General features: G+C 36.7%; 22 protein-coding genes. All 22 read left to right on the top strand.

Features of this window, described 5'->3' with window-relative positions; all coding sequences use genetic code 11:
• The first annotated feature begins 56 nt into the window (after positions 1-56).
• On the top strand, positions 57-2,648 hold the full coding sequence (gene mgtA / locus TS1_RS00350; RefSeq protein WP_068706659.1) for a magnesium-translocating P-type ATPase: 2,592 nt from the start codon (positions 57-59) through the stop codon (positions 2,646-2,648).
• A 473-nt stretch (positions 2,649-3,121) separates the two neighbouring features.
• On the top strand, positions 3,122-4,228 hold the full coding sequence (gene pdhA / locus TS1_RS00345; protein WP_068706657.1) for a pyruvate dehydrogenase (acetyl-transferring) E1 component subunit alpha: 1,107 nt from the start codon (positions 3,122-3,124) through the stop codon (positions 4,226-4,228).
• Positions 4,229-4,230: 2 nt separating this feature from the next.
• Positions 4,231-5,208: an alpha-ketoacid dehydrogenase subunit beta gene (locus TS1_RS00340; protein WP_068706656.1), complete on the top strand. Its 978-nt coding sequence runs from the start codon at positions 4,231-4,233 to the stop codon at positions 5,206-5,208.
• A gap of 111 nt (positions 5,209-5,319) precedes the next feature.
• Entirely contained in the window at positions 5,320-6,933 is a 1,614-nt protein-coding gene (locus tag TS1_RS00335) for a dihydrolipoyllysine-residue acetyltransferase (RefSeq protein ID WP_068706654.1), read from the top strand.
• Positions 6,934-6,940: 7 nt separating this feature from the next.
• Positions 6,941-8,347, top strand: a complete 1,407-nt coding sequence (gene lpdA, locus TS1_RS00330) for a dihydrolipoyl dehydrogenase (RefSeq protein ID WP_068706652.1) — start codon at positions 6,941-6,943, stop codon at positions 8,345-8,347.
• 222 nt (positions 8,348-8,569) lie between these two features.
• Positions 8,570-8,845, top strand: coding sequence for a UPF0223 family protein (locus tag TS1_RS00325; RefSeq protein WP_068706650.1), 276 nt, complete (start codon positions 8,570-8,572; stop codon positions 8,843-8,845).
• Positions 8,846-8,850: 5 nt separating this feature from the next.
• Positions 8,851-9,633 (top strand): inositol monophosphatase family protein, encoded by a 783-nt coding sequence (locus tag TS1_RS00320; protein WP_068706648.1) that lies wholly within the window; start codon positions 8,851-8,853, stop codon positions 9,631-9,633.
• Between the two features lie 175 nt (positions 9,634-9,808).
• Positions 9,809-11,641 carry a translational GTPase TypA gene (gene typA, locus TS1_RS00315; protein WP_068706646.1) on the top strand — a complete coding sequence of 611 codons (1,833 nt, stop codon included), beginning with the start codon at positions 9,809-9,811 and terminating at the stop codon, positions 11,639-11,641.
• A 155-nt stretch (positions 11,642-11,796) separates the two neighbouring features.
• Positions 11,797-12,096 (top strand): YlaN family protein, encoded by a 300-nt coding sequence (locus TS1_RS00310; protein WP_068706644.1) that lies wholly within the window; start codon positions 11,797-11,799, stop codon positions 12,094-12,096.
• 3 nt (positions 12,097-12,099) lie between these two features.
• Positions 12,100-13,260 (top strand): FtsW/RodA/SpoVE family cell cycle protein, encoded by a 1,161-nt coding sequence (locus TS1_RS00305; RefSeq protein ID WP_068706642.1) that lies wholly within the window; start codon positions 12,100-12,102, stop codon positions 13,258-13,260.
• A gap of 108 nt (positions 13,261-13,368) precedes the next feature.
• Positions 13,369-16,797, top strand: coding sequence for a pyruvate carboxylase (locus TS1_RS00300; RefSeq protein WP_068706640.1), 3,429 nt, complete (start codon positions 13,369-13,371; stop codon positions 16,795-16,797).
• Between the two features lie 17 nt (positions 16,798-16,814).
• Entirely contained in the window at positions 16,815-17,939 is a 1,125-nt protein-coding gene (locus TS1_RS00295) for a CAP-associated domain-containing protein (RefSeq protein WP_068706638.1), read from the top strand.
• Positions 17,936-18,361, top strand: coding sequence for a YlbF family regulator (locus tag TS1_RS00290; protein WP_068706636.1), 426 nt, complete (start codon positions 17,936-17,938; stop codon positions 18,359-18,361). The genes TS1_RS00295 and TS1_RS00290 overlap by 4 nt, the downstream gene beginning before the upstream one ends.
• A complete protein-coding gene (locus TS1_RS00285; RefSeq protein WP_068706634.1) occupies positions 18,351-18,665 on the top strand; it encodes a YlbG family protein in 315 nt (104 codons plus the stop codon). The genes TS1_RS00290 and TS1_RS00285 overlap by 11 nt, the downstream gene beginning before the upstream one ends.
• An 81-nt stretch (positions 18,666-18,746) precedes the next feature.
• Entirely contained in the window at positions 18,747-19,301 is a 555-nt protein-coding gene (gene rsmD / locus TS1_RS00280) for a 16S rRNA (guanine(966)-N(2))-methyltransferase RsmD (RefSeq protein ID WP_068706632.1), read from the top strand.
• Positions 19,302-19,303: 2 nt separating this feature from the next.
• Entirely contained in the window at positions 19,304-19,798 is a 495-nt protein-coding gene (gene coaD, locus TS1_RS00275; protein ID WP_068706630.1) for a pantetheine-phosphate adenylyltransferase, read from the top strand.
• The gene (locus tag TS1_RS00270) at positions 19,788-20,831 is read left to right on the top strand and encodes a SepM family pheromone-processing serine protease (protein WP_068706628.1); all 1,044 of its coding nucleotides are present in this window, start codon (positions 19,788-19,790) and stop codon (positions 20,829-20,831) included. Before coaD ends, TS1_RS00270 begins: the two co-directional genes overlap by 11 nt.
• Positions 20,832-20,936: 105 nt before the next feature.
• On the top strand, positions 20,937-21,320 hold the full coding sequence (locus TS1_RS00265; RefSeq protein WP_068706626.1) for a DUF1149 family protein: 384 nt from the start codon (positions 20,937-20,939) through the stop codon (positions 21,318-21,320).
• 10 nt (positions 21,321-21,330) lie between these two features.
• Positions 21,331-21,702, top strand: a complete 372-nt coding sequence (locus tag TS1_RS00260) for a VOC family protein (RefSeq protein ID WP_068706624.1) — start codon at positions 21,331-21,333, stop codon at positions 21,700-21,702.
• Between the two features lie 17 nt (positions 21,703-21,719).
• Positions 21,720-22,454 (top strand): metallophosphoesterase family protein, encoded by a 735-nt coding sequence (locus TS1_RS00255; RefSeq protein WP_068706622.1) that lies wholly within the window; start codon positions 21,720-21,722, stop codon positions 22,452-22,454.
• 80 nt (positions 22,455-22,534) lie between these two features.
• Entirely contained in the window at positions 22,535-24,712 is a 2,178-nt protein-coding gene (locus tag TS1_RS00250) for a Tex family protein (RefSeq protein ID WP_068706620.1), read from the top strand.
• On the top strand, positions 24,709-25,170 hold the full coding sequence (locus TS1_RS00245) for a SprT family protein (protein ID WP_068706618.1): 462 nt from the start codon (positions 24,709-24,711) through the stop codon (positions 25,168-25,170). The genes TS1_RS00250 and TS1_RS00245 overlap by 4 nt, the downstream gene beginning before the upstream one ends.
• Positions 25,171-25,193 lie beyond the last annotated feature (23 nt).

Raw genomic sequence — 25,193 nt, 5'->3', positions numbered from 1 at the left:
AACGTTTCTAGGGGGCCTAAGCATACCTCCTAGTAAAAAGCTTGGAGGAGAAAAACATGCGTGTATTACAAAATAAAGAAAAAGAAATGAAGCAATTAGGTCTTTTTTCAAAAAGAGAATTGATGATGAGTTTGCGTACTTCTGAAAATGGGTTAACGGAACAAGATGCAAAAAAAAGATTAGAAGAATATGGAAAAAACCAAGTGAATGCTCAAAAACCATTGGCTGGCTGGAAAATTTTCCTGCATGCGTTTTATGATCCCTTTGTTTTTGTTTTAGCCTTTTTGATGGTCGTCTCTTTTCTCACGAATGATTTAGACGCTGCAATTGTGATGGCAATTATGATTTTAGCTAGTGCTTTTATTACTTTTGTACAAGAATACCGTTCACAAAAAGCAAGTATTGAGTTAAAAGAGTTTATTGAAAATACATGTGCAATTACTCGTGAAGGGCAAACCAACGAAATTTCTATGGAAGATGTTGTTCCAGGAGATCTTTTAACCTTAGAAACAGGAGATATGATACCGGCAGATGCAGTATTGATTTGGACCAAAGATTTATTTGTAAATCAATCCTCATTAACGGGAGAATCGATGCCAGTAGAAAAGCTTGCCGATGTTAAACACGAAACAATTGGTGAGGGTTCAGCCGTTGAAATGCCCAATTTAGTTTTTATGGGGACCGATGTGTTGAGTGGACAAGCTAAGGCAATTATTTTAAAAACTGGGCAGAATACTTTCTTTGGTGATATTGCTCAAAATGCGACAAAAAGGCGTAACACAACTTCTTTTGATCGCGGTCTCTCTCAAATTAGTAAATTATTATTACGAATGGTTTTTATTTTGTTTCCTATTGTATTTGTATTAAATGGGCTAACAAAAGGGGATTGGGCACAGGCTTTCTTCTTTGCTATTGCAGTAGCGGTAGGACTTACTCCAGAGATGCTGCCAATGATTGTGACCACAAATTTAGCAAAAGGGGCAATGACATTATCTAAAGAAAAAGTCATTGTCAAAGAACTGCCATCGATTCAGAATTTAGGAAGTATGAATGTCTTATGTACAGATAAAACGGGAACCATTACCGAAGACAGAGTGGTGCTAGTACAACACCTAGATTCTTCAGGTAATAAAAATGACGAAGTACTTGATGTAGCGTATATGAATGCTTTTTACCAAACAGGTTGGAAAAATCTTATGGATGAGGCATTAATTGATTTCTATAACGAAAACAATAAGCGACTACCTTATAATAAGATCGAAAAAATCGATGAGATTCCTTTTGATTTTGCTCGCCGGCGGCAAACTGCTGTAGTAAAGATAAATGAGACCCATCAGCTCATGATTACTAAAGGGGCTGTTGAAGAAATGGAAGAGGCTTGTTCTTGTATTCGCTGGGATAAACAAACAGTTCCTTTGACAGATGAAATACGAAAAAAGTTACGTAGGCTTAACCGCAAATTAAATGAACAAGGTATGCGCGTATTGACTGTTGCGACAAAAATGGATGCGCACAATGAAGCTGTCTATTCTGTTGATGATGAAAAAGATATGCAGCTGTTAGGGTTTATCTGTTTCTTAGACCCAGCAAAAGAAACAGCAAAATCAGCTATTGATTCCTTACAAAGCCACGGCGTAGCGGTCAAAGTATTAACGGGGGATAATGATGTTGTGGCTAAAAAAGTATGCCATGATGTAGGAATTGAAGTGAATGAATGGCTGTTAGGTAATGATATTGAAAAAATGACTGATGAAGAACTAGCAGACAAAGTAGATGAAGTACACTTATTTGCTAAATTAAATCCGCAACAAAAATCACGAATTATTGCAACTTTGCAAACAAAAGAACATACTGTGGGTTTTATGGGAGACGGGATTAACGATGCGCCTGCACTAAGAACAGCCGATGTTGGTATCTCAGTTGACACAGCTGCCGATATTACACGAGACGCTAGTTCTATTATACTGCTAGAAAAAAGTTTAAATGTACTTTCCCAAGGAGTTATTGAAGGACGTAGGGTTTTTGCTAATATGATGAAGTATATCAAGATGACAATCAGCTCTAATTTTGGGAATGTTTTTACCATTTTAGCTGCCAGTGCCTTCTTGCCGTTTCTGCCTATGTTATCACTGCAATTACTTGTTCAAAATTTAATCTATGACATGGCCCAATTAACTTTGCCTTGGGATAACGTTGATGATAAAGAGTTACAAGCTCCAGTTAAATGGAAGGTTAAAGGGTTGTTGAAATTTACGCTGTGTATAGGTCCGATTAGTAGTATATTTGATATTGCTACTTTTTTGGTGATGTGGTATATCATAGGTGCCAATACTCCAGCAGATCAAAACCTATTCCAAACCGGTTGGTTCGCTATTGGACTTGTTACTCAAACTCTGGTTGTACACTTCTTGCGTACTAGCAGACGGTCACTGATTGAAAGCCAAGCTTCTTGGCAAGTGACATTTGCGACTGTCATAGCTTGCTTAATGGGGGGAGTCATCTTATTAACACCATTGCGTGAGGCTTTTGACTTTGTTCAGCTTCCAAATAGTTACTGGATTTATTTCTTTTTAATTGTTGCAGCCTATCTTTTGACAGTAGAAGGAGTTAAAAGGTTTTATATTGCATTGAATGAAGAATGGCTTTAATTTTATATAGTTATATAGCAAAAAAGATGAGATTTTATCATGTCTCATCTTTTTTTCGTGTTACAAATAATTTATGGGACAAAACTATTGATATTCTAAGTTGGCTCCAAAGTTTTTTAAGCGATTTTATTTTTATAGTACAAATTTTCACATGAAATACAGACAATGAAAATGATGTTTTTAAGTAAACTGTTTTGGTTGCTTCTTAAAACTGTACTATTTTTGTGATAAAACGCACGAACTTTTGTTGAAAGCGAGCGTTTCCATAAATTGTTTATATTTTTTAGACACTTTAATATATGACTGCTACAAAACAGGAATAATACAATTTTCATCAAGAATACGCTTGTATTTTGGTTGTAAAAATGATAATTTATATTTGTAAGTGGTTCAAGCAGTAATACAGAATTTTTTTGCTGTTATAGTGACCCATAAATAGGAATAATTGTTTAAAGAGAGGAAAGTGTGACAAGATGGCAAAGAAAAAGACGATTGACTTTCAAGCATTGCTGGATAAAGTTGATACGCTATTTCCAACTTACCAAGCTTTGGATCAAGATGGAAATGTAGTAGATGAATCGTTAGTACCTGATTTAAGTGATGAACAATTAGTTGAATTAATGACTCGGATGGTATGGTCACGTGTGTTAGACCAACGTTCTACTGCTTTAAACCGGCAAGGACGCTTAGGTTTTTTTGCACCAACTGCCGGGCAAGAGGCAAGTCAATTAGCAAGTCATTTTGCTTTTGAAAAAGAAGATGTATTACTACCAGGCTATCGTGATGTTCCGCAATTAATAAAACATGGATTACCATTATACCAAGCATTTTTGTGGTCCCGTGGACACGTAGTTGGTAACGAATACGAAGAGGATTTTAAAGCTCTTCCACCACAAATTATTATTGGTGCTCAGTTTGTACAAGCTGCAGGGGTTGCTTTAGGTTTGAAAAAACGTGGTAAAAAGAATGTAGTATTTACTTATACTGGTGATGGTGGTTCTTCCCAAGGAGATTTCTATGAAGCAATCAACTTTGCTGGTGCTTATAAAGCAAATGGTGTTTTTTATGTGCAAAATAATGGTTTTGCAATCTCTACACCTCGTGATAAACAAACAGCGGCAACGACGATTGCACAAAAAGCAGTTGCAGCTGGAATTCCAGGTATCCAAGTAGATGGAATGGATCCGCTTGCTGTATATACTGTATCAAAATTAGCTCGTGAATGGGCTGCAAATGGCAACGGCCCAGTACTGATTGAAACAGTTACTTATCGTTACGGAGCTCATACTTTGTCAGGAGATGACCCAACCCGCTACCGTTCAAAAGATTTAGACGATGAATGGCAAAAGAAAGATCCATTGATCCGTTTCCGCAATTACTTGGAAGATAAAGGACTATGGTCTGAACAAAAAGAAGAAGAAGTTATGGAAAACGCAAAACAAGAAATTAAAGACGCAATTGCAGAAGCAGACAAAGTTCCAAAACAAAAAGTGTCTGGTTTCTTGAAGAATATGTTTGAAAAACAACCTCAAAATATTCAAGAGCAAATTAAATTTTACGAAGCGAAGGAGTCGAAATAATCATGGCACAAAAAACAATGATTCAAGCGATCACGGATGCCTTAGCTGTTGAATTGGAAAAAGATAAAGATGTCTTAGTTTTTGGTGAAGACGTTGGTAAAAACGGCGGAGTATTCCGTGCGACTGCTGATTTGCAAGATAAATTCGGCGAAGAGCAAGTCTTTGACACACCACTTGCTGAATCTGGAATTATGGGTTTATCTTTTGGTTTAGCTTTAGAAGGTTATCGTGCTGTGCCTGAAATTCAATTCTTCGGTTTTGTATTTGAAGCAATGGACGAAATTGTAGGACAAATCGCACGTACACGTTATCGTATGGGAGGAACGCGCAACTTACCAATTACCCTTCGTGCGCCATTTGGCGGTGGTGTTCATACTCCAGAGCTGCACTCTGATAACTTGGAAGGGCTCATTGCTCAAGCACCGGGTATCCGAGTAGTTATCCCGTCTAATCCTTACGATGCAAAGGGGCTATTAATTTCTTCTATTAGAAGTAACGATCCGGTGGTTTACTTAGAACATATGAAACTTTACCGTTCTTTCCGTGAAGAAGTTCCAGATGGAGAATATGAAGTACCGCTAGATAAAGCTGCAGTAACTAAAGAAGGCAACGACGTTACAATTGTGACATACGGCGCTATGGTACGTGAAGCTTTAAAAGCAGCTGAGAATTTAGAAAAAGAAAACATCAGTGCAGAAATTATTGATTTACGTACAGTTTCTCCAATTGACATGGAAACAATTATTGCTTCTGTTGAGAAAACAAATCGCGTAGTTGTTGTACAAGAGGCGCAAAAACAAGCAGGTGTTGGTGCAAAAGTTTCATCTGAAATTGCTGAAAAGGCCATTCTTTCATTAGAATCTCCAATCGGACGTGTCTCTGCACCTGATACTGTTTTCCCATTTGGCCAAGCTGAAGGAATTTGGTTACCAAATGCAGCAGATATTGAAGAAAAAGTTAAAGAAATTGTAAACTTTTAATCAAAAAGATAAAGAAGGTTCATATTCAGGGATAAGAGGTAAGAGTCATCTTACTCTTATCTCTTGAAATGTGTGCCTGTAATACCAACCCTAAATAAAGGAGATATCAAAATGGCATTTCAATTTAAATTACCAGATATCGGTGAAGGAATTGCAGAAGGCGAGATTGTCAAATGGATGGTAAAACCAGGCGATACAATTAATGAAGACGATACATTGCTTGAAGTGCAAAACGACAAATCCGTTGAAGAAATCCCTTCTCCAGTTACTGGAACCATTAAAAATATTTTAGCTGAGGAAGGAACAACTGCAGCTGTAGGAGATACTTTAGTAGAAATTGACGCAGAAGGCTATGAAGATGACGGTAGCGAAGAGACGGCTGCTCCTAAAGAAGAACAGACACCTGCAGCGCCAGCATCAGATGCTGAATCTGGTGAAGAAGGCTTTTATGAGTTCAAATTACCAGACATTGGTGAAGGAATTGCAGAAGGTGAAATCGCTAAGTGGATGGTAAAACCAGGCGATACAATCAATGAAGACGATACTTTACTTGAGGTACAAAACGACAAGTCTGTTGAAGAAATTCCTTCTCCAGTTACTGGAACCATTAAAAATATTTTAATTGATGAAGGTCAAGTAGCCAATGTAGGAGATACTTTAGTAGAAATCGATGCGCCTGGCCATAACAATGCTAAATCAAGTGCACCTGCTGCTAGCCAAGAATTAAAAGAAGATGCAAGCACGGATACGACCGGCTCGACAGGAGTAGTGGCAGCATCTAATCCTAATAAACGGGTATTGGCAATGCCATCTGTTCGTCAATTTGCTCGTGAAAAAGATGTTGATATTACACAAGTATCAGCAACTGGTAAAGGCGGACGCGTGACAAAAGAAGACGTGGAAAACTTTATTTCAGGCGGCGGACAAGCTGAGGCAAGCACAGAAACTACTGAAAAAGCAGCTACATCTCAACCAGAAGAAAAAGCTGCACCTGCTAAGCCGTTTACTTCTAACTTATCTGATTTGGAAACACGCGAAAAGATGACTCCAACACGTAAAGCTATTGCAAAATCGATGACAAATAGTAAACATACAGCACCTCACGTTACTTTGCATGACGAAGTAGAAGTAAGCAAACTTTGGGATCAACGTAAGAGATTCAAAGCCATTGCTCAAGAAAATGGGACCAAGTTGACTTTCTTACCATATGTTGTTAAAGCTTTGACAGCAACAGTGAAGAAATTCCCTGTTTTAAACGCTTCGATCGACGATGCAGCCCAAGAAATTGTTTATAAACATTACTACAATATTGGTATTGCAACAGATACCGATCATGGTTTGTACGTGCCAAATGTAAAAGAAGCTGACCGTAAAGGAATGTTTGCTATTGCAGACGAAATTAACGAAAAAGCAGGTCTTGCTCACGAAGGCAAACTATCGGCACAAGATATGCGTGATGGTTCGATCACAATTAGTAATATCGGATCAGTGGGTGGCACTTGGTTTACTCCAGTTATCAACTACCCTGAAGTTGCTATATTAGGCGTAGGTACTATCAAACAAGAACCAATCGTTAATGATGAAGGTGAAATTGTAGTGGGTCGTATGATGAAATTGTCATTGAGTTTTGACCACCGTATTGTCGATGGTGCAACGGCTCAAACTGCAATGAACAACATCAAACGTTTACTAAACGATCCAGAGCTACTATTAATGGAAGGATGATAAATAAATGGTCGTTGGAGATTTTGCCATAGAATTAGATACAGTTGTCGTTGGTTCGGGACCTGGTGGCTATGTAGCTGCCATCCGGGCCAGCCAAATGGGCCAAAAAGTTGCTATAATTGAAAGAGAAAATATCGGTGGCGTTTGTTTAAACGTAGGTTGTATTCCTTCAAAGGCCTTGATTGCTGCTGGACATCACTACCAAGACGCAAAAGATTCTGAAGTATTTGGTGTGAAAACAGAAAATGCTTCTCTTGATTTTAGCAAAACACAAGAATGGAAAGAAAAACAAGTTGTAAACAAATTAACTTCTGGCGTTAAAGGTCTATTAAAGAAAAATAAGGTAGAGGTTATTGAAGGTGAAGCCTTCTTTGTTGATGAAAATAATTTAAGGGTCATTCACCCTGACTCAGCACAAACGTATTCTTTCAACCATGCGATTGTTGCTACTGGTTCACGTCCTATTGAAATTCCAGGGTTTAAATTTGGTGGCCGTGTGATTGATTCGACTGGTGGATTAGCTTTAAAACAAGTACCAGAAAAATTAGTGATTATCGGCGGCGGCGTTATCGGAGCCGAATTAGGGAGTGCTTACGCTAACCTAGGAGCTGAAGTAACGATCCTTGAAGGAACTCCACAAATTTTGCCTACTTATGAAAAAGATCTAGTAAAATTAGTTGAGGATGATTTCAAGAAAAGAGACGTTCATATTATTACTAGCGCAATGGCCAAAGAAGCAGTTGATAATGGCGATAGTGTTACAGTTAATTATGAAGTTGATGGTAAAAAAGAATCAGTGACAGCTGATTATGTTATGGTTACTGTCGGACGCCGCCCTAATACCGATGAAATGGGATTAGAACAAGCTGGCGTTGAAATTGGCGATCACGGTTTAATTCCAGTTGATAATCAAGGACGGACAAACGTCAAAAGCATTTTTGCCATTGGCGATATTGTCCCTGGCGCTGCTTTGGCACATAAGGCAAGCTATGAAGCAAAAATTGCTGCTGAAGCTATTTCTGGTAAAAAGGTAGCTGTTGATTATAAAGCAATGCCGGCTGTAGCTTTTACAGATCCAGAAATTGTAACTGTAGGTATGACAATTACTGAGGCCAAAGATGCAGGACTTGATGCTAAAGCTTATAAGTTTCCATTCGCTGGTAACGGTCGGGCATTATCTTTAAACAAGACAGAAGGGTTTATGCGACTTGTAACTACTGTTGAAGATAATGTACTTGTAGGGGCACAAATCGCAGGTGTGGGAGCTTCTGACATGGTTTCAGAATTAGCATTAGCAATTGAATCAGGAATGAACGCTGAAGATATCGCATTGACCATTCATCCACATCCTTCTTTAGGAGAAATTACAATGGATGCTTCCGAGTTAGCTCTTGGATTACCAATCCATGCATAAATAGTAAAAATTGTGGGCTTGCGTTTTAGTCCACAATTTTTTTATATATTTTACATATTGAAAGTAATTGTGTACTTATATAATACTTAGGATGTATACATAACGATTGTTGAAAACGATTAAAGCTTTTAACATTTTTTACGAAAACTTTCTGTCATAGTTGTTCATTTTTTTAGATATTGGTACACTAGAATTATGAGAAAAAAGAAAATAGGTGAAGTCATGCAAGATTATCAATACCCTCTGGATATGGAATGGACAACTAAAGAAATCATTTTAGTCGTTAATTTATGGCAGGCCTTAGAAGATAGTTATGAGAAGGGAATTTCTGCCGAAAAATTTCTTGATGCTTATAAAGGGTTTAAAACGGTAGTTAAAAGTATCGGTGAAGAGCGAAAGTTAGGTCGAGAGTTTGAAAAATTGTCTGGTTATTCTTTATATAAAGCGGTACAAGAAGCAAAAACTCATCCTGATAAAAAATTAAGAATGAAAGGATGAATCAGATGCAAATTATGATTAATGAAATAAAAAATTGGATGAAAGAAGCGGCAGAATTAATTAAAAAAGAAATTGCTAAAAACGAGATGACAGTGGATACAAAAAATGGTCGTCGAGATTTAGTGACAAATGTTGATCAAAAAGTTCAAGATTTTTTGATTGAACAGATCAGTGCTTTTGACCCTGATGCAAAAATTTTAGCAGAAGAAAACGGACGTGATCATTTAACCGATTTTTCAGGTCGTGTGTTTATCATTGATCCTATTGATGGCACTTTAAATTTTGTCTTAGAACGAGAAAATTTTTGTATTATGATTGGTGTATATGAACAAGGACAAGGAAAACTAGGTTTTATCTACAACGTAATGGAGGATCTTCTTTTATGGGGAGGCAAAGAAATCGGTGTTTTTATAAATGAAGAAAATTTAAAAGCACCGGATGATCTGTCTTTAAAAGATGGTCTAGTAGGAATGAATTCAAGTATGTATCGTAAAAATAGCTATAATGCGCAGGTAATGGCTGAACACTCGATGGGTGTTCGTATGTCGGGCTGTGCTGGTTTGGAACTGATAGGGCTATTAAGAGGAGAGCGTAGTGCTTACGTTTCCAGTTTAGCACCTTGGGATTACGCAGCAGGCAATGCTATGTTAGAAGCATTTGGCATGAAGGTATCAAACATCAATGGCAGACCTTTAAAATTTGATGGCCGTGAACATTTCATTGCAGCAACTCCTAAAGCTTATGAAAAAATGATGGCTTTAGTCGAGGAAGCTAAAGACGAAAATTAGATGAAATTTGTAAGAAATTTACAAATTTGAAATGTTTTCACTGGTTTTCAGAAAGAATTTTTGATATAATGACTTGTCGAGCGTAGTATTATCTGTTATGAAGTAGAAATAATTTAACACTTATTCTATTGAGACGATTGATAAGTTGATTGAATTTTAAAGGAGCAAATGAATATTGAAATATAGAGATACAATTCGCAATGTGGCAATCATTGCCCACGTTGACCATGGAAAAACAACCTTAGTTGATGAATTATTAAAACAATCAGAAACATTAGATGGAAGAAAAGATTTACAAGAAAGAGCTATGGACAATAATGATATTGAAAAAGAACGCGGTATCACTATTTTATCTAAAAACACGGCTGTCCAATATCGTAATACCCGTATTAATATTTTAGACACACCAGGGCACGCGGACTTTGGTGGTGAAGTTGAACGTATTATGAAAATGGTCGATGGCGTAGTCCTCTTAGTAGATGCTTATGAAGGCACTATGCCTCAAACTCGTTTTGTTTTGAAAAAAGCATTGGATCAAAACGTAACGCCAATCGTAGTCGTTAATAAAATTGATAAGCCGGAAGCTCGTCCGCAATTTGTAGTGGATCAAGTTTTGGAACTATTTATCGAATTAGGCGCTGATGACGAACAATTGGACTTTCCAGTTATTTATGCATCGGCGATCAATGGCACTTCCAGTCTTTCGGATGATCCAAGTCAACAAGAAACAACTATGGCACCCGTATTCGACACAATTATTGAGCACATTCCAGCTCCTGTTGATAATAGCGATGAACCTTTACAGTTCCAAGTTTCTTTACTGGATTATAATGATTATGTAGGTCGTATCGGAGTCGGCCGTATTTTCCGCGGTAAGATTAAAGTTGGTGACCAAGTTGCTTTGATCAAACTTGATGGTAATGTGAAAAAATTCCGTGTAAGTCAATTATTTGGTTATTTTGGGTTGCAACGAGAAGAAATCACAGAAGCTAAGGCTGGTGATTTAATTGCTATCGCAGGGATGGAAGATATTTTTGTCGGTGAAACAATCACACCTTATGACCACCAAGATGCTCTTCCAATATTACGGATTGATGAACCTACCTTGCAAATGACCTTTTTAGTCAATAATTCACCATTTGCAGGTCAAGAAGGAAAGCATGTAACTGCTAGAAAGCTTGAAGAACGTTTGATGAAAGAACTGCAAACAGACGTTTCTTTACGAGTAGAACCACTTACTCCCGATTCATGGACAGTCTCTGGACGCGGGGAACTACATTTATCTATTTTAATCGAAAACTTGCGTCGCGAAGGCTATGAACTTCAAGTTTCTCGCCCAGAAGTTATCGAAAGAGAAATCGATGGCGTGAAATGCGAACCATTTGAGAGTGTACAAATTGATACACCAGAAGAATACATGGGCTCTGTGATTGAATCTTTGGGCACGCGCAAAGGTGAAATGCAAGACATGATTAACAGCGGAAACGGTCAAGTACGTTTAATTTTTCAAGTACCTTCACGCGGACTTATCGGGTATAATAATGAATTCTTATCTATGACACGTGGTTATGGAATTATGCATCATACCTTTGATCAATATTTGCCTATGTTAAAGGCGCAACTCGCTGGTAGAAATCACGGTGCATTAGTTTCCATTGATGCTGGTAAAGCGACAACTTATTCTATTATGAATATTGAAGAACGTGGGACTGTTTTTGTAGAACCTAATACAGAAGTTTATGAAGGCATGATCGTAGGTGAAAACGCTCGTGAAAATGACCTGGGTGTCAATATTACAAAAGCAAAACAAATGACAAATGTTCGTTCCGCAACAAAAGACCAAACTTCAACGATTAAAAAACCCCGAATTCTAACACTAGAAGAATCGATTGAGTTTATCAATGAAGATGAGTATTGCGAAATAACACCGCAAAATGTTCGTTTACGTAAGCAGATTTTAAATAAATCTGAACGTGAAAAAGCAGCAAAAAGACAAAAGAAAAACTAATAGTAATAAAGATGAAAGATAGAGACTATGTTGTATGTAGCCTCTATTTTTTTAAGAAGAATTATTTAATTTATTAATAATTGCTAAAACCAATCATCCAATTTGAATAAAGTTTGTGCTATAATGGAAAAACATAAGTAGAGGAGGGACCTATAATGGAATCTATTTCTCCGGAATTAGCACTAGACTTGCTTTATCAAGAGGCAGATCGTATTAAAATGCTAATTAAAAATCAGCAAAACCATTTATGCATTACCCAGTGTAAAGCATTTGAAGAAATTGTTGATACACAAATGTATGGTTTATCTAGGCAAGTATCTTTTTCGATTCGTTTAGGAATTATTTCCGATGAAACAGGACAACAACTGCTCAGTGATCTTGAGCGTGATTTAAATCAATTATATAATGATATTTATGAAGAAATCAAAGTTATTGAAAATGGCAAGGAGGTATAGCACTTGCCAAACAAGATAAAAAAAAGACGCTTTTTAGATTGGGGAATCTTAATCCCTTATTTATTTTTAACAGTTATTGGACTGATGATGGTCTATAGCACAACTTCTTACGTATTGTTAGAAGATGGAGATAATCCGGCTAGACAAGCCATCTTTCAATTTATTTTTTGGTTTATTAGCTTACTTTTAATCTTTATTATTTATAGATTAAAGACTGAGGTATTAAAGAGCAAAAAACTTACCTTTGCTGCTTTGATATTTGTTAGCTTTTTATTGCTGGTAGCTTTTGCTTTTAAACCAGTAAACGGTGCTTATGGTTGGATACAAATCCCTGGGATGGGAACAATCCAGCCGGTAGAATTTTTTAAATTAGTGGTTGTATGGTTTTTTTCTACAACCTTAGCAAGACAGCAAAATCATGTACAAGCTCATTTTTTAACTAGTATTAAAGGTTCTTTATTTGCTATGGTTATTCCAACTGTCATGTTATTACTTTACCCTGACTTTGGAAATGCAGCGATTGTTGTTTTGATTGTATTAATTTTACTACTTGCAAGCGGCGTTAATTATCTTTATACCCTATATGGGGGCTTAATTGGGATCGTCGGTAGTGTGCTAGCTATACTTGGTGTCAATACTTTTGGTAAATATTTCTTACCTAATTATGTGCTATCGAGATTTGCCGTATTTCGCAATCCCTTTATTGATGAATATGGGGATGGACATCAAATGATTCATGGATACTATGCCTTATTTAACGGTGGATTATTTGGACGAGGATTAGGAAATAGTATCCAAAAGAAGGGCTTTTTGCAATTTGCTCATACCGATTATGCTTTTGCTATTGTAGTTGAAGAATTAGGCCTCATTGTTGCTATTTTGATTTTAGGGGCTTTGTTTTACATGATTGCACGGATCTTATTAATTGGTATTCGTTCTAAAGATCCTTTTAATTCGATTATGTGCATTGGCATTGCTTCATTATTTTTAATTTCCATCTTTATTAATTTAGGAGGCATTACTGGAATTATACCATTAACTGGAATTACCTTTCCTTTTATCAGCCAAGGCGGGTCGAGTTTGATGATGTTTTCGATTTGTATCGGTTTTGTTTTAAATATTAGTGCAGATGAAAAGAAAAAAGCAATGTTAAATGAAATGTAACAAAACAGAGCTGAAGAATGAGTATGTTACTTATTTTTCAGCTTTTCCGTAAGTAAATTTTTGGCACATGCCAAATAAATGATAAGATTAAATTTGAGGAGTGGTTGAATGGATAAGATTCTTGTTGCTAATCGTGGAGAGATTGCCACGCGTGTTTTTCGGGCATGTGTTGAATTAAATATAAAGACAGTAGCTATTTACGCCAAGGAAGACGAATATTCAGTTCATCGTTTTAAAGCAGATGAAGCTTACTTAGTAGGGAAAGGTAAAAAGCCTATTGAAGCTTATTTAGATATTGAAGATATTATTCGTATTGCTAAGGAGTCTGGCGCTCAAGCAATCCATCCCGGCTATGGATTTTTATCCGAAAACTTGGAATTTGTTACCCGTTGTAAAGAAGAGGGAATTACATTCATCGGTCCAACTCCTCATCATTTAGATATTTTTGGGGATAAAATTAAAGCAAAGCAAGCAGCAGTTGCTGCAGGTATTCAAGCAATACCTGGCTCAGATGGGCCTGTTGCTGATGCTGAGGAAGTTGTTAGATTTGCTAAAGAAAACGGCTATCCAATTATGATTAAAGCTGCCTTAGGCGGTGGAGGTCGTGGCATGCGAGTCGCTTATGATGAAAAGCAAGCTCGAGAAGGTTTTAAGCGTGCAAGAAGCGAAGCCAAAGCAGCCTTTGGAAGTGAAGAAATTTATGTAGAAAAATACATTGCTAATCCTAAACATATTGAGGTGCAAATCTTAGGTGATGCTCATGGTAACATTATACACTTATTTGAGCGGGATTGTTCTGTCCAAAGAAGGCACCAAAAAGTGGTCGAAGTCGCTCCATGTGTTTCTTTAAGCGACGAAATGCGGAATAAAATCTGTACAGCAGCTGTTCACTTAATGAAGCATGTCGGTTATATGAATGCAGGAACAGTAGAATTTCTAGTTGAAGATGATCAATACTACTTCATTGAAGTAAATCCACGGGTTCAAGTAGAACACACCATCACTGAAATGATCACGGATGTAGATATCGTAACGACGCAAATTTTAATCGCTCAAGGAAAAGATATTCATCAAGAAATTGGCCTACCTAAACAAAAAAACATCTCTTTTAAAGGAGCGGCAATACAGTGTCGGATTACCACAGAAGATCCTTTAAATGATTTTATGCCAGATACTGGAAAAATTGATACCTATCGTTCACCTGGTGGTTTTGGTGTTCGTCTTGACGTAGGAAATGCTTACGCCGGTGCTGTCGTTACTCCTTATTTTGATTCTTTATTAGTTAAAGTATGTACACATGCAGCAACTTTTGAACAAGCAATTGCTAAAATGGCTCGTTGTATAAAAGAATTTCGCATACGTGGCGTAAAAACTAATATGCCTTTTTTAAAAAATGTCGTTTCTCATCCGGAATTTCGTTCAGGTGAGATGACGACAACATTCATCGATCAATCGCCTGAGTTATTTGAATTCTCTTTTACACGAGACCGCGGTAATAAGACGATGAAATATATTGGTGAGATTACAATTAACGGCTTTCCCGGTATTGAAAAGCAAGAAAAACCTTATTACGAAGAGCCACGGATTCCAGAAAATCTTATCGAGGCAACAGTGGATCAAACGCCTAAAAATATTTTAGACAAAAAAGGAGCAGATCAACTAAGTCAATGGGTCCGTCAACAAAATGAAGTCCTTTTGACCGATACAACTTTTCGTGACGCTCATCAAAGTTTACTTGCTACTCGTGTACGTACCCATGATTTGGCAAGAATTGCTGAACAAACAGAAAAAGGAATTCCTCAATTGTTTTCTAGTGAAATGTGGGGAGGGGCTACCTTTGATGTTAGCTATCGGTTTTTAACAGAAGACCCTTGGGAAAGGTTACGTCTTTTACGTAAAGAAATGCCCAATACCTTATTACAAATGCTATTTCGTGGGTCAAATGCGGTAGGCTATTCCAACTATCCTGATAATGTACTGGTTGAATTCATCAACGAGGCAGCTAAACAAGGAATGGACGTTTTCCGTATCTTTGACAGTTTAAATTGGCTTCCGCAAATGGAAAGAAGCATTCAAGCAGTAAGAGATACAGGAAAAATTGCTGAAGCAGCGATTTGCTATACAGGAGATATAAATGATCCTAATCGACCGAAATATTCAGTACAATATTATAAAGATATGGCTAAAGAATTAGAACAATTAGGGGCTCATATCATTGCCATAAAAGATATGGCCGGACTGTTAAAACCGCAAGCGGCTTATCGTTTAATTAGTGAATTAAAAGAAAGTGTTGATTTGCCGATTCATTTGCATACGCATGATACGAGTGGAAATGGTATTATGACTTATTCTGAAGCTGTTAGAGCAGGTGTTGACATTGTTGATGTAGCAATGAGCGCCATGAGTGGTGGAACGAGCCAACCAAGTATGAGCAGTTTATACTATGCCTTAGATGATAGTCATCGGGTTCCTCACATCCAAGTAGAAAATGTACAAAATTTAAATCATTATTGGGAAGACGTACGTCAGTATTACCAAGCTTTTGAAAGTGGATTAAATGCACCGCAAACGGAAGTTTATATGCATGAAATGCCTGGCGGGCAGTATTCTAACTTACAGCAACAGGCTAAAGCAGTCGGCTTGTTTGATCGTTGGGATGAAATTAAACAAATGTATCATCAAGTGAATATGATGTTTGGAGACATTGTAAAAGTAACCCCTTCTTCTAAAGTTGTTGGCGATATGGCTTTATTTATGGTGCAAAATGATTTGTCAGAAGAAGATATTTATGAAAAAGGAGAGTCAATTAGTTTTCCTGAATCTGTCATTTCGCTATTTAGAGGCGATTTAGGCCAGCCGGTAGGCGGTTTCCCCGAGAAATTGCAAGAAATAATTTTAAAAGGGAAGAAACCTTACACGGATCGTCCGGGCACCTTTGCCCAACCTGTAAACTTTGACCAAGTAAGAGACGAATTAGCAGAGCTGATTGGCTATACCCCTAAGCAGGATGAAGTGCTTAGCTACTTAATGTACCCCGACGTTTTCTTAGATTACCAAAAGGCCTACGGACAATACGCGGATATTAAAGTTTTAGATACACCTACATTTTTTAATGGCATGCGTCAAGGAGAGAAAATTAATGTAAAAATTGAAAAAGGGAAGGACTTAATTATTCGTTTGGACGAAATAGGCGAGCCTGATATTGAAGGAAACCGGACCCTCTTTTTCAATTTGAATGGACAACGACGCGAGATTGTAATAAAAGATACTTCGATAAAAACAAGTGTTGCGGTCAAAAAGAAAGCTGAACCAACGAACAAGGAACATATCGGCGCTACCATGTCAGGTACTGTTTTAGATGTTCTGGTTAAACGTGGAGATCGAGTAAAACGCGGAGATACGTTGATGGTAACAGAAGCTATGAAAATGGAGACTTCTATTGACGCTGGTTTTGATGGAGAAGTAAAACATGTTTATGTAACCACCAATGAACCGATTGCTTCTGGAGACTTGTTAATTGAAATTGAAGAAAAATAATAGAAAGGTCTAGGTATATGAAAAAAAGAAGTTTTCTGTTTGCAGGTCTTTTTCTTCTTTTTCTGATCGCATTGTATATGCAACCTGTTTGGTTTCCTCAAGACTTGGCAGAAGATCAATCAACAAAACAAGTAAATAAAGAGCCTCCTGCTACGAATTTAAATTATGAGCCAATCCAAACAGCTGGTTTTGCTAATTGGATTGGCCAAGATTTAGATGAGTTTGAAAAAGCTTATGGTCAGCCAGAAGAAAGTATGACTTCAGGTTTTTCTTTTACGATTAACCGCTATGAAGTGGATGACGGGCTTTTAGAGGTAAATACCAAAGATAAGAGAATCAAAAGTATCAAATATTTGGGAGAAAATAACGACGATATAGAACCCTTTAAGTTTGGCATGACAATGGATGAATTATCCAAAATCACTATGGTTTATCCAAACTTTACAATTGATTACCATGATCAATCAATCGATCTAGAATTAGAAGAAGATGATATGAACTACCGTCCATTGATTGCTTTTGATAATGGCAGCTTTGCGATTTTATTTTTTGAACAAACTCAAGGAGAAAGTCGACTGTACGCAGTTGATTACTTAGATAGTGAAACTTTGGTAAAACTTGCTCCTTACACAGTCGCTAATGATGAAGTTCCTTATTATAAGCAAGAAAGAGATGTTCATTGGAATAAAATCGATCAGTTTAAAAAACGGCAAACCAGTCGTTTAATTCAATTACTCCGTCAAAAAAACGATAAGCCTGCTTTTTCGCTTGATAGCCAACTGCAAGCAAGTAGCGAGGACTTGTTAAATACTTTTGATAAAGACAAAGAAGACATTTTAATGACTGAAAGACTGCAAGAACTTCAAAGGTTTGAAGAAAGCGAACCTGGTACGTTTATCTTAAATGACACAGAAATGTCGGATTTATTAGCTGAGCTGAAAGATCCGTCTGTTTCCGGACATTTAGAATTGCCCGTTTATGATCCTAGTTTTTCTGTGTTGACCTTATACAGTACGCCAGTATTAAAAGAACAGCTGATGCGAGCTGATGACGCTTCATTAGCCGTTGCCTTTTCAAAAGAAAATGTGTTAATCTTATGGAAAGAATTAGAATCTCAAGCAGAGGAAAGTGAGAGCCATTGATTTATAATGATCAATTATTTATGATTGAAGATCAAGTCGATCAATTATGCGATGTGCTTAAAAAAAGTAAGACTTTTCAAAACTATTTACAGCAAAAGCGTACAATGTATGAAGATGGACAAGTTCAAAAATTACGAAAAGATTTTATTACAAAAAGAGAAGCTTTCGAAGCGATTGCTGCTTATGGCAAATATGCACCCGATCGCAGAAAAAAACAGCTTGCTGTACGTGAAGCCAAACGTGCCTTAGACCTTCATCCAAAAGTTGCTGAATTTCATTATGCTGAGACTAAATTGCAAACCGTATTAGATGTCATAGGTTCAACGATTGCGCTTGCTATTTCAGAAGAAATTAAAGTCGATGCAGGAAATCCTTTCTTTGAAAGTAAAACTAGTCGAGGAGGTCATTGCCATGTCAGATAATGCAAAATCCTTTGAAATTCAAAAGAGACGTGGGCTTATTGTATGGGTTTATAGTTTAAAGCAGTTAAAAAACTTACGGCGCTATGGCTTTGTACATTATGTTTCTAACCAAATGAAATATGTAGTTTTATATGTTAATGAAGAAGACATAGAAAAAAGTATTGAAAAGTTAAAACGACTTCATTTTGTCAGAAATGTAGATATTTCTCATTATCCGGATATTGATATGGATTTTGGTGATAAAATTGGGACTCAAGCTGCTTTTCAAGTAACAGAAAGTATTGGAGATCATTCAGCTGAATGATCTTATTTGAATCACAATCGGACGGATAAAAAACAACTTAGCTTTACTGCTAAGTTATGATGGATGGAAGGAAGAACAACCTTGCGTGTAATCTCTGGAAATTATCGAAAGTTGACATTAAAAAGCTTGTCTAAAAATACAACGCGACCTACCACGGATAAGGTAAAAGAAGCTTTGTTTAATATCATTGGTCCTTACTTTGCTGGTGAACGGGTATTAGACCTTTATTCTGGTAGCGGTGCTTTAGCAATAGAGGCTGTTTCTCGGGGAGCAAAATGTGCAGTTTGTGTAGAAAAATATTATCCTGCTTTAAAAGTTATTCAGGAAAATATTCATTTAACTCAAGAGGAACAAAAATTTGTTGCTATAAAACAAACAGCTCAAAAAGCACTTTTACAACTAGCTCAAAATAATCAGCGATTTGACTTGGTCTTTTTAGATCCGCCCTATGCTAAACAGACAATTTTACAAGATATCAAGCAATTAGTATCTTTAAATTTATTAACAAAGAGTAGTTTAGTTGTTTGTGAAACGGATGCAAACGTAGATTTACCTGAACAAATAAAAACTTTACAACAAATACGTAGGCAAATCTATGGGGGAACAAAAATAACCATATATAGAAACGAGGCGTAAGCATGAAAAATATTGCTTTATTTCCTGGTAGCTTTGACCCTTTAACTATGGGGCATTTGTCTACTATTGAACGAGGGGCTCAGATTTTTGATGAAGTTATTGTTGGGATTTTTGTTAATACTAACAAAAAGTCCTTATTTTCAACAGAAGAAAAGGTACAATTAGCAAAAGAAGCGGTCCATCATTTATCCAATGTCCGAGTAATTTCGCAAGAAACAGAATTGACTGTGCAGACAGCCCGTCGTTTTGGAGCCAAATTTTTATTACGTGGCATCCGTAATTTCAACGATTATGAGTATGAAAAAGAAATTAGGACAATGAATCGCCATCTTGACCCTGAAATCGAAACTGTTTTTTTGATGGCAGAAACGCAGTATAGTCATATTAGTTCTAGTCTATTAAAAGAAACTTTATTCTTTCATGGAGACGTAAAAGAATATTTGCCAACGAATATCTACCAAGCATTACAAAAGAAGCGTGACCAAGATGAAGCGTGATTCTTTAAAAAAGACCCTAATCCTTTTTGTCATTGCACTCGCCGTTTGTGCGAGTGTCTTTTTACCCTTGCCCTATTATGTTGAAAAGCCAGGTTCGACCATTGATTTAAAAGAATTAATTACAGTGAATGAAAAAAAAGATCAGTCTGATGGCTCTTTTTACTTAACCTCTGTAGGTGTACAGCAAGCCTCGGTTATTACAGCGCTGAAAGCTAAACTTTCTCCTTTTGAAGAGTTAGTTTCAGAAGATGAATTGTTTGGAGGTGCTAGTGGCAAAGAATATGATCAGATGCAAAATTATTATATGGAATCCTCGCAAAATAATGCAATTGAGCAAGCTTTAAAACTAGCAAAGCGTCCTTACGATTTTGAATATAAAGGTGTTTATGTCATGAATGTGATGAAAAATTCTAGTTTTAAAAATGATATTGCTGTAGGAGACACTGTTACGAAAGTGGACGGAAAAAGTTTTAAAAATCATCAAGCTTTTATGGATTATGTTCAGCAAAAGTCCGTTGGTGATACTGTTACGGTCACTTATGAGCACAATAATAAAGCAGAAAAAGCTAGCGGTAAATTAATGAAATTGCCAAGTAACCAAAAAGCTGGGATTGGAATCACTCTGGTCGATCACACAGATATTAAAACAAAAGACAAGATAGATTTCCATGTAAACAATATCGGTGGTCCTTCGGCTGGTTTAATGTTTACACTTGAGATTTATGAACAATTAACTGGAAAAGACCTAAGAAAGGGCAAGGAGATTGCAGGTACAGGCACAATGGGGAATGATGGGAAGGTAGGGCGCATCAGTGGAATTGATAAAAAAGTAGCTAGTGCTGATAAAAAAAATGTTCAAATCTTTTTTGCTCCCGATGACTCTTTAACCAAAGAAGAGCGAAAAGAGAACCCTGGTATAAAAAGTAATTACCAGGAAGCAAAATCAGCCGCTGACAAATTAGACAGCCACATGAAAATTGTACCAGTAAAAACGTTACAAGATGCTATTGATTTCTTAGAAGAGATGAATTAAATAAACAAAGCGCTGTGATTAACCATATTATTTTGGTAGTCACAGCGCTTTGTTTGTTGTTTCGCTTATTATCTATGCTATACTTAATTTTAAGAGGTGAACAAATTGCAAATTAAAAGACAACAACCACTTGTAGAAGCTTATCATTTTGATCAGCGGAAAAAAGAAGAAAAAGAGCTTAAGACAAGGATAAATATTGGACTTGCACCGTTAAAGGCCCCAAATGAAGATTATCCTAAAGAAAATAGCATTATTGGAACGCGCTTGCGTTTTGAAATTGTCTTTAATCAGTTTATTATTCGTGGAGCAATGGGGCAAATCAATCACATTGTTAACCAAGATATTCAAAGCCAAGAAGACTTAACTAAAGAAGAAATTGACGAATTGATGGAACCTTTATTTGATATTTTGCAACGCCTAACTTATGAAGTGACTGAAATCATTACTGACAAACCAGGCATTAATCTGGATTTTGAACGTCAAGAATAAAGGAGAAATTATGTTTTCAAGTAAAGTACAAGTAAGTCTTTTTGTAGATGATGTCAAAAAAGCAATCGAATTTTGGCAGTCATTAGATTTTGAGCTTATTGATGCACAAGAAACAGATGGCACTTTAGTAGCAGAAATCGCGCCAAACAAAAATGCGGGAACGCATTTTATGATTTATGACCGAAATTTTATTGAAAAACAATCACCAGAAGTAGCAACAAATCCACCGCAAGTGATGTTTTTTTCGGAAAATATTATCGAATTGTATAAAAAAATGCAAGCACTTCCCATTGAGATAGGTGAGTTAATTCAGTTGGAAGAAACACTTGTCTTTAATTTTATCGATCCAGATGGGAACTTTTTTGCTGTATCAGAAAGCTAAAAAAGGGGGTGTTTCTCTTGAAGCCTTATGTTTACGCGATTAGTGATATTCATGGTGAATTAGAGTTGTTTAAAAAACTTTTAAAGGATTTTGATCCGCTAAACCACCAGCTTGTTTTAATCGGTGACTTGAATGATCGTGGAAAAAGGAGCAAAGAATGTTTGTTGCTGGGCAAAAAGTTAGTAGAAAAATATGATGCTGTTTATTTACGAGGAAACCATGAAGAGTACCTTTTACAGTTTTTAAATTCACCAGAAGAATGGTTCCAAGCCTATGTTCAAAATGGTGGGAAGGAAACATTGGAAAATTTATTATTTAAAGGATGCTGTGAAGAATACTCGCCTACAGAGATCGCTATGACTGTTCGATCTTATTATAAGGAGTTAGTACAATTTCTGATACAAAGGCCCTTATATTTTGAATGGGAAGATTATATCTTTGTTCATGCAGGGGTTGATCTCAGCAAAAAAGATTGGAAGAAAACGAATCCTCCTGATTTTATCTGGATTAGAGAACCTTTTCATCAAGGAAAAAACAATACTGGAAAAACGATTGTCTTTGGACACACCATTACTCCGTTGTTATATGGTGATATGCAAACAACAGACTTATGGATTTCTGACCAAAAAATCGGCATCGACGGTGGGGCTGTTTTTGGTGGGTCAGTCCATGGAGTGATTTTTGATAAAAACGGTATCGTACAAGATATTGAATATCCTAATTTAGCTGGGGGTTGGCAACCTGATTTTTAGTCAAAACGTGGATTTCCTAAACGAAATTCACGTTTTTTTATGGTATAATTGAAAAGATACAAAATGAAAGGTGTGTCAAAATGGCGCAAGAAATTAATCAAGAATTACTTACTTTATTACAACAAGATTTGAAGCAATATCGACCAAAACAAATCCAATCTGTATTGGTATTATTAAAAGACGGGAATACCGTTCCTTTTATTGCTCGTTACCGCAAAGAAGCGACTGGGGAACTAGATGAAGTTCAAATCAGAGAGATTGAAGAGCGATACCATTATTTGGAGAATCTAGAAAACCGGAAAGAAGAAGTTTTGCGGTTAATCGATGAACAAGGTAAATTGTCTTTAGAGTTAAAAAATAAAATTTTACAAGCAGACAAGATGCAACAAGTTGAAGATCTTTATCGTCCTTATAAACAAAAACGACGTACCAAAGCAACTATCGCTAAAGAAAATGGCTTAGCCCCTTTAAGCAAGTGGTTATTGAATTTCCCGCAAGATGATATTTATGACAAAGCACAAACCTTTGTCAACGATAAAATTCCCACAGCTGAAGAGGCTCTTTTAGGAGCTCACGAAATTATGGCTGAGCAGATTAGTGATACGGCTAAATTTCGTAGCTGGATACGTAATGAAACTTTTCAAAATGGATGCTTTGAAAGCCATGTAAAGGATGCAGATAAAGACGAAAAAGGCGTTTACGAAATGTACTATGATTTTTCCGAGCCGCTAAAAAAAATGGTTTCACACCGAATTCTAGCTTGTAACAGGGGTGAAAAAGAAGGCATCTTAAATGTTTCTCTTGAAATTGACGAAACAAAAATATTCCATTACTTATATCGTCAACTAGTAAAAGATGAATCGTCACCAGCTGTCTCACTGGTAGTCGCAGCTTATGAAGATGCTTATAAACGTTTTATCGGTCCTGGGATTGAGCGCGAGTTACGTAATGAATTAAAAGAAAAAGCCGACGAGCAAGCGATCACTATTTTTGGAGAAAATCTGCACAACTTACTATTACAGCCCCCATTAAAAGGCAAGACGGTTTTAGGTTTTGACCCTGCTTATCGAACGGGCTGTAAATTAGCTGTTTGTGATAGAACAGGAAAAGTATTAGCTATTGAAGTTATTTATCCGCACAAACCCGCTTCTGCTGAGAAAAGAAAAGCAGCTGACAAACAATTTTGCCAACTTGTGGAAAACTATCAAGTGGATATGATAGCTATCGGCAACGGTACAGCAAGTCGGGAATCAGAACAATTTGTAGCTAAAAATTTACAGACTATTGGTCGCGAAGTTTTTTATGTTATGGTCAACGAGGCAGGAGCTTCTGTTTATTCTGCTAGTTCAGTCGCTCGTCAAGAATTTCCTGATTTGCAAGTAGAAGAACGCAGTGCTATAAGCATTGGCCGTCGTCTGCAAGACCCTTTAGCTGAATTAGTAAAAATTGATCCTAAAGCTGTAGGTGTAGGTCAATATCAACACGATGTTTCGCAAAAACGTTTAAATGAACAGTTGGATTTTGTCGTAGAAACGGCTGTCAACCAAGTAGGTGTCGACGTAAACACGGCAAGTCCGCAGCTATTACAATATGTTTCTGGTTTAAATAAAACAACAGCAGCAAATGTTGTAAATTATCGTGAAGAAAAGGGTGCTTTTACTAAGCGAACGCAATTAAAAAAAGTTCCGCGTTTAGGACCTAAAGCTTATGAGCAAGCGATTGGTTTTTTAAGAATTCCTGAAGCTCAAAATATCTTAGATAACACGGCCATTCATCCGGAAAGCTATGCTGTAGCAAAGCGCTTATTAGAAAAGGCTCAGTTAGGTCTGTCAGAAGTCGGCAGTATACAAGCAAAACAAGTTCTCGAAAGATTTTCTTTAAAAGACCTATCTGAAGAATTAGAGGTAGGCAGACAAACACTTAAAGATATCATTAACGCTCTTATCCAACCAGGCCGAGATATGCGTGACAGCATGCCAGCTCCGCTTTTACGAAAAGATGTCTTATCAATGGACGACTTAAAAGTAGGAATGAAATTGTCTGGAACGGTACGTAATGTGATCGATTTTGGTGCTTTTGTCGATATCGGGGTGAAACAAGACGGTTTGGTGCATATTTCAAAGTTAAGCAGCAAATTTGTCAAACATCCGAATGATGTCGTATCAGTCGGAGATGTTGTGACCGTTTGGGTTGAACAAGTGGATCTAAACAAAGGACGCATTAGTTTAACTATGGTTGATCCAGGAGAGGCAAAATGACCGAAGAACAATTGCAACTATTAGTTGAGACAACTTCTTGGAATTTTTTCAATAAACCATTTAAGCATCAAGCTTTTTTTAATTCTCGTTTAAAAACAACAGCTGGCAGATATCATCTTACAGATCATCACTTGGATTTTAATCCCAAAATGGCTGCTTTGAGTCGTGAAACTTTTATCGGAATTATCAAACATGAGTTATGCCATTACCATTTGCATATTGAAAATAAGGGTTATCGTCACAAGGACGCTGATTTTAAAGAATTGTTGACAAGAACAGGTGGTTTGCGCTATGCTCCAGATATTCAAAAAAATCGTAACCTTCATGTATACAAATGTCAAAAATGTCAATTGTCAATCACTAGACGAAAAAGGATTAACACAAAGCGTTTTGTTTGTGGACATTGCGGAGGAAAGTTATTTTACGAGTATACATATACTAAAAGAAGTAAAAAATAAAACTTTTGCTATTTTTTCTCTTT

The sequence above is a fragment of the Tetragenococcus solitarius NBRC 100494 genome (genome assembly GCF_001544195.1).
GTDB classification, from domain to species: Bacteria; Bacillota; Bacilli; order Lactobacillales; family Enterococcaceae; genus Tetragenococcus; species Tetragenococcus solitarius.
The sequence above is the reverse complement of the archived record's forward strand: the minus strand, read 5'-3'. Positions and strand labels throughout refer to the sequence as shown.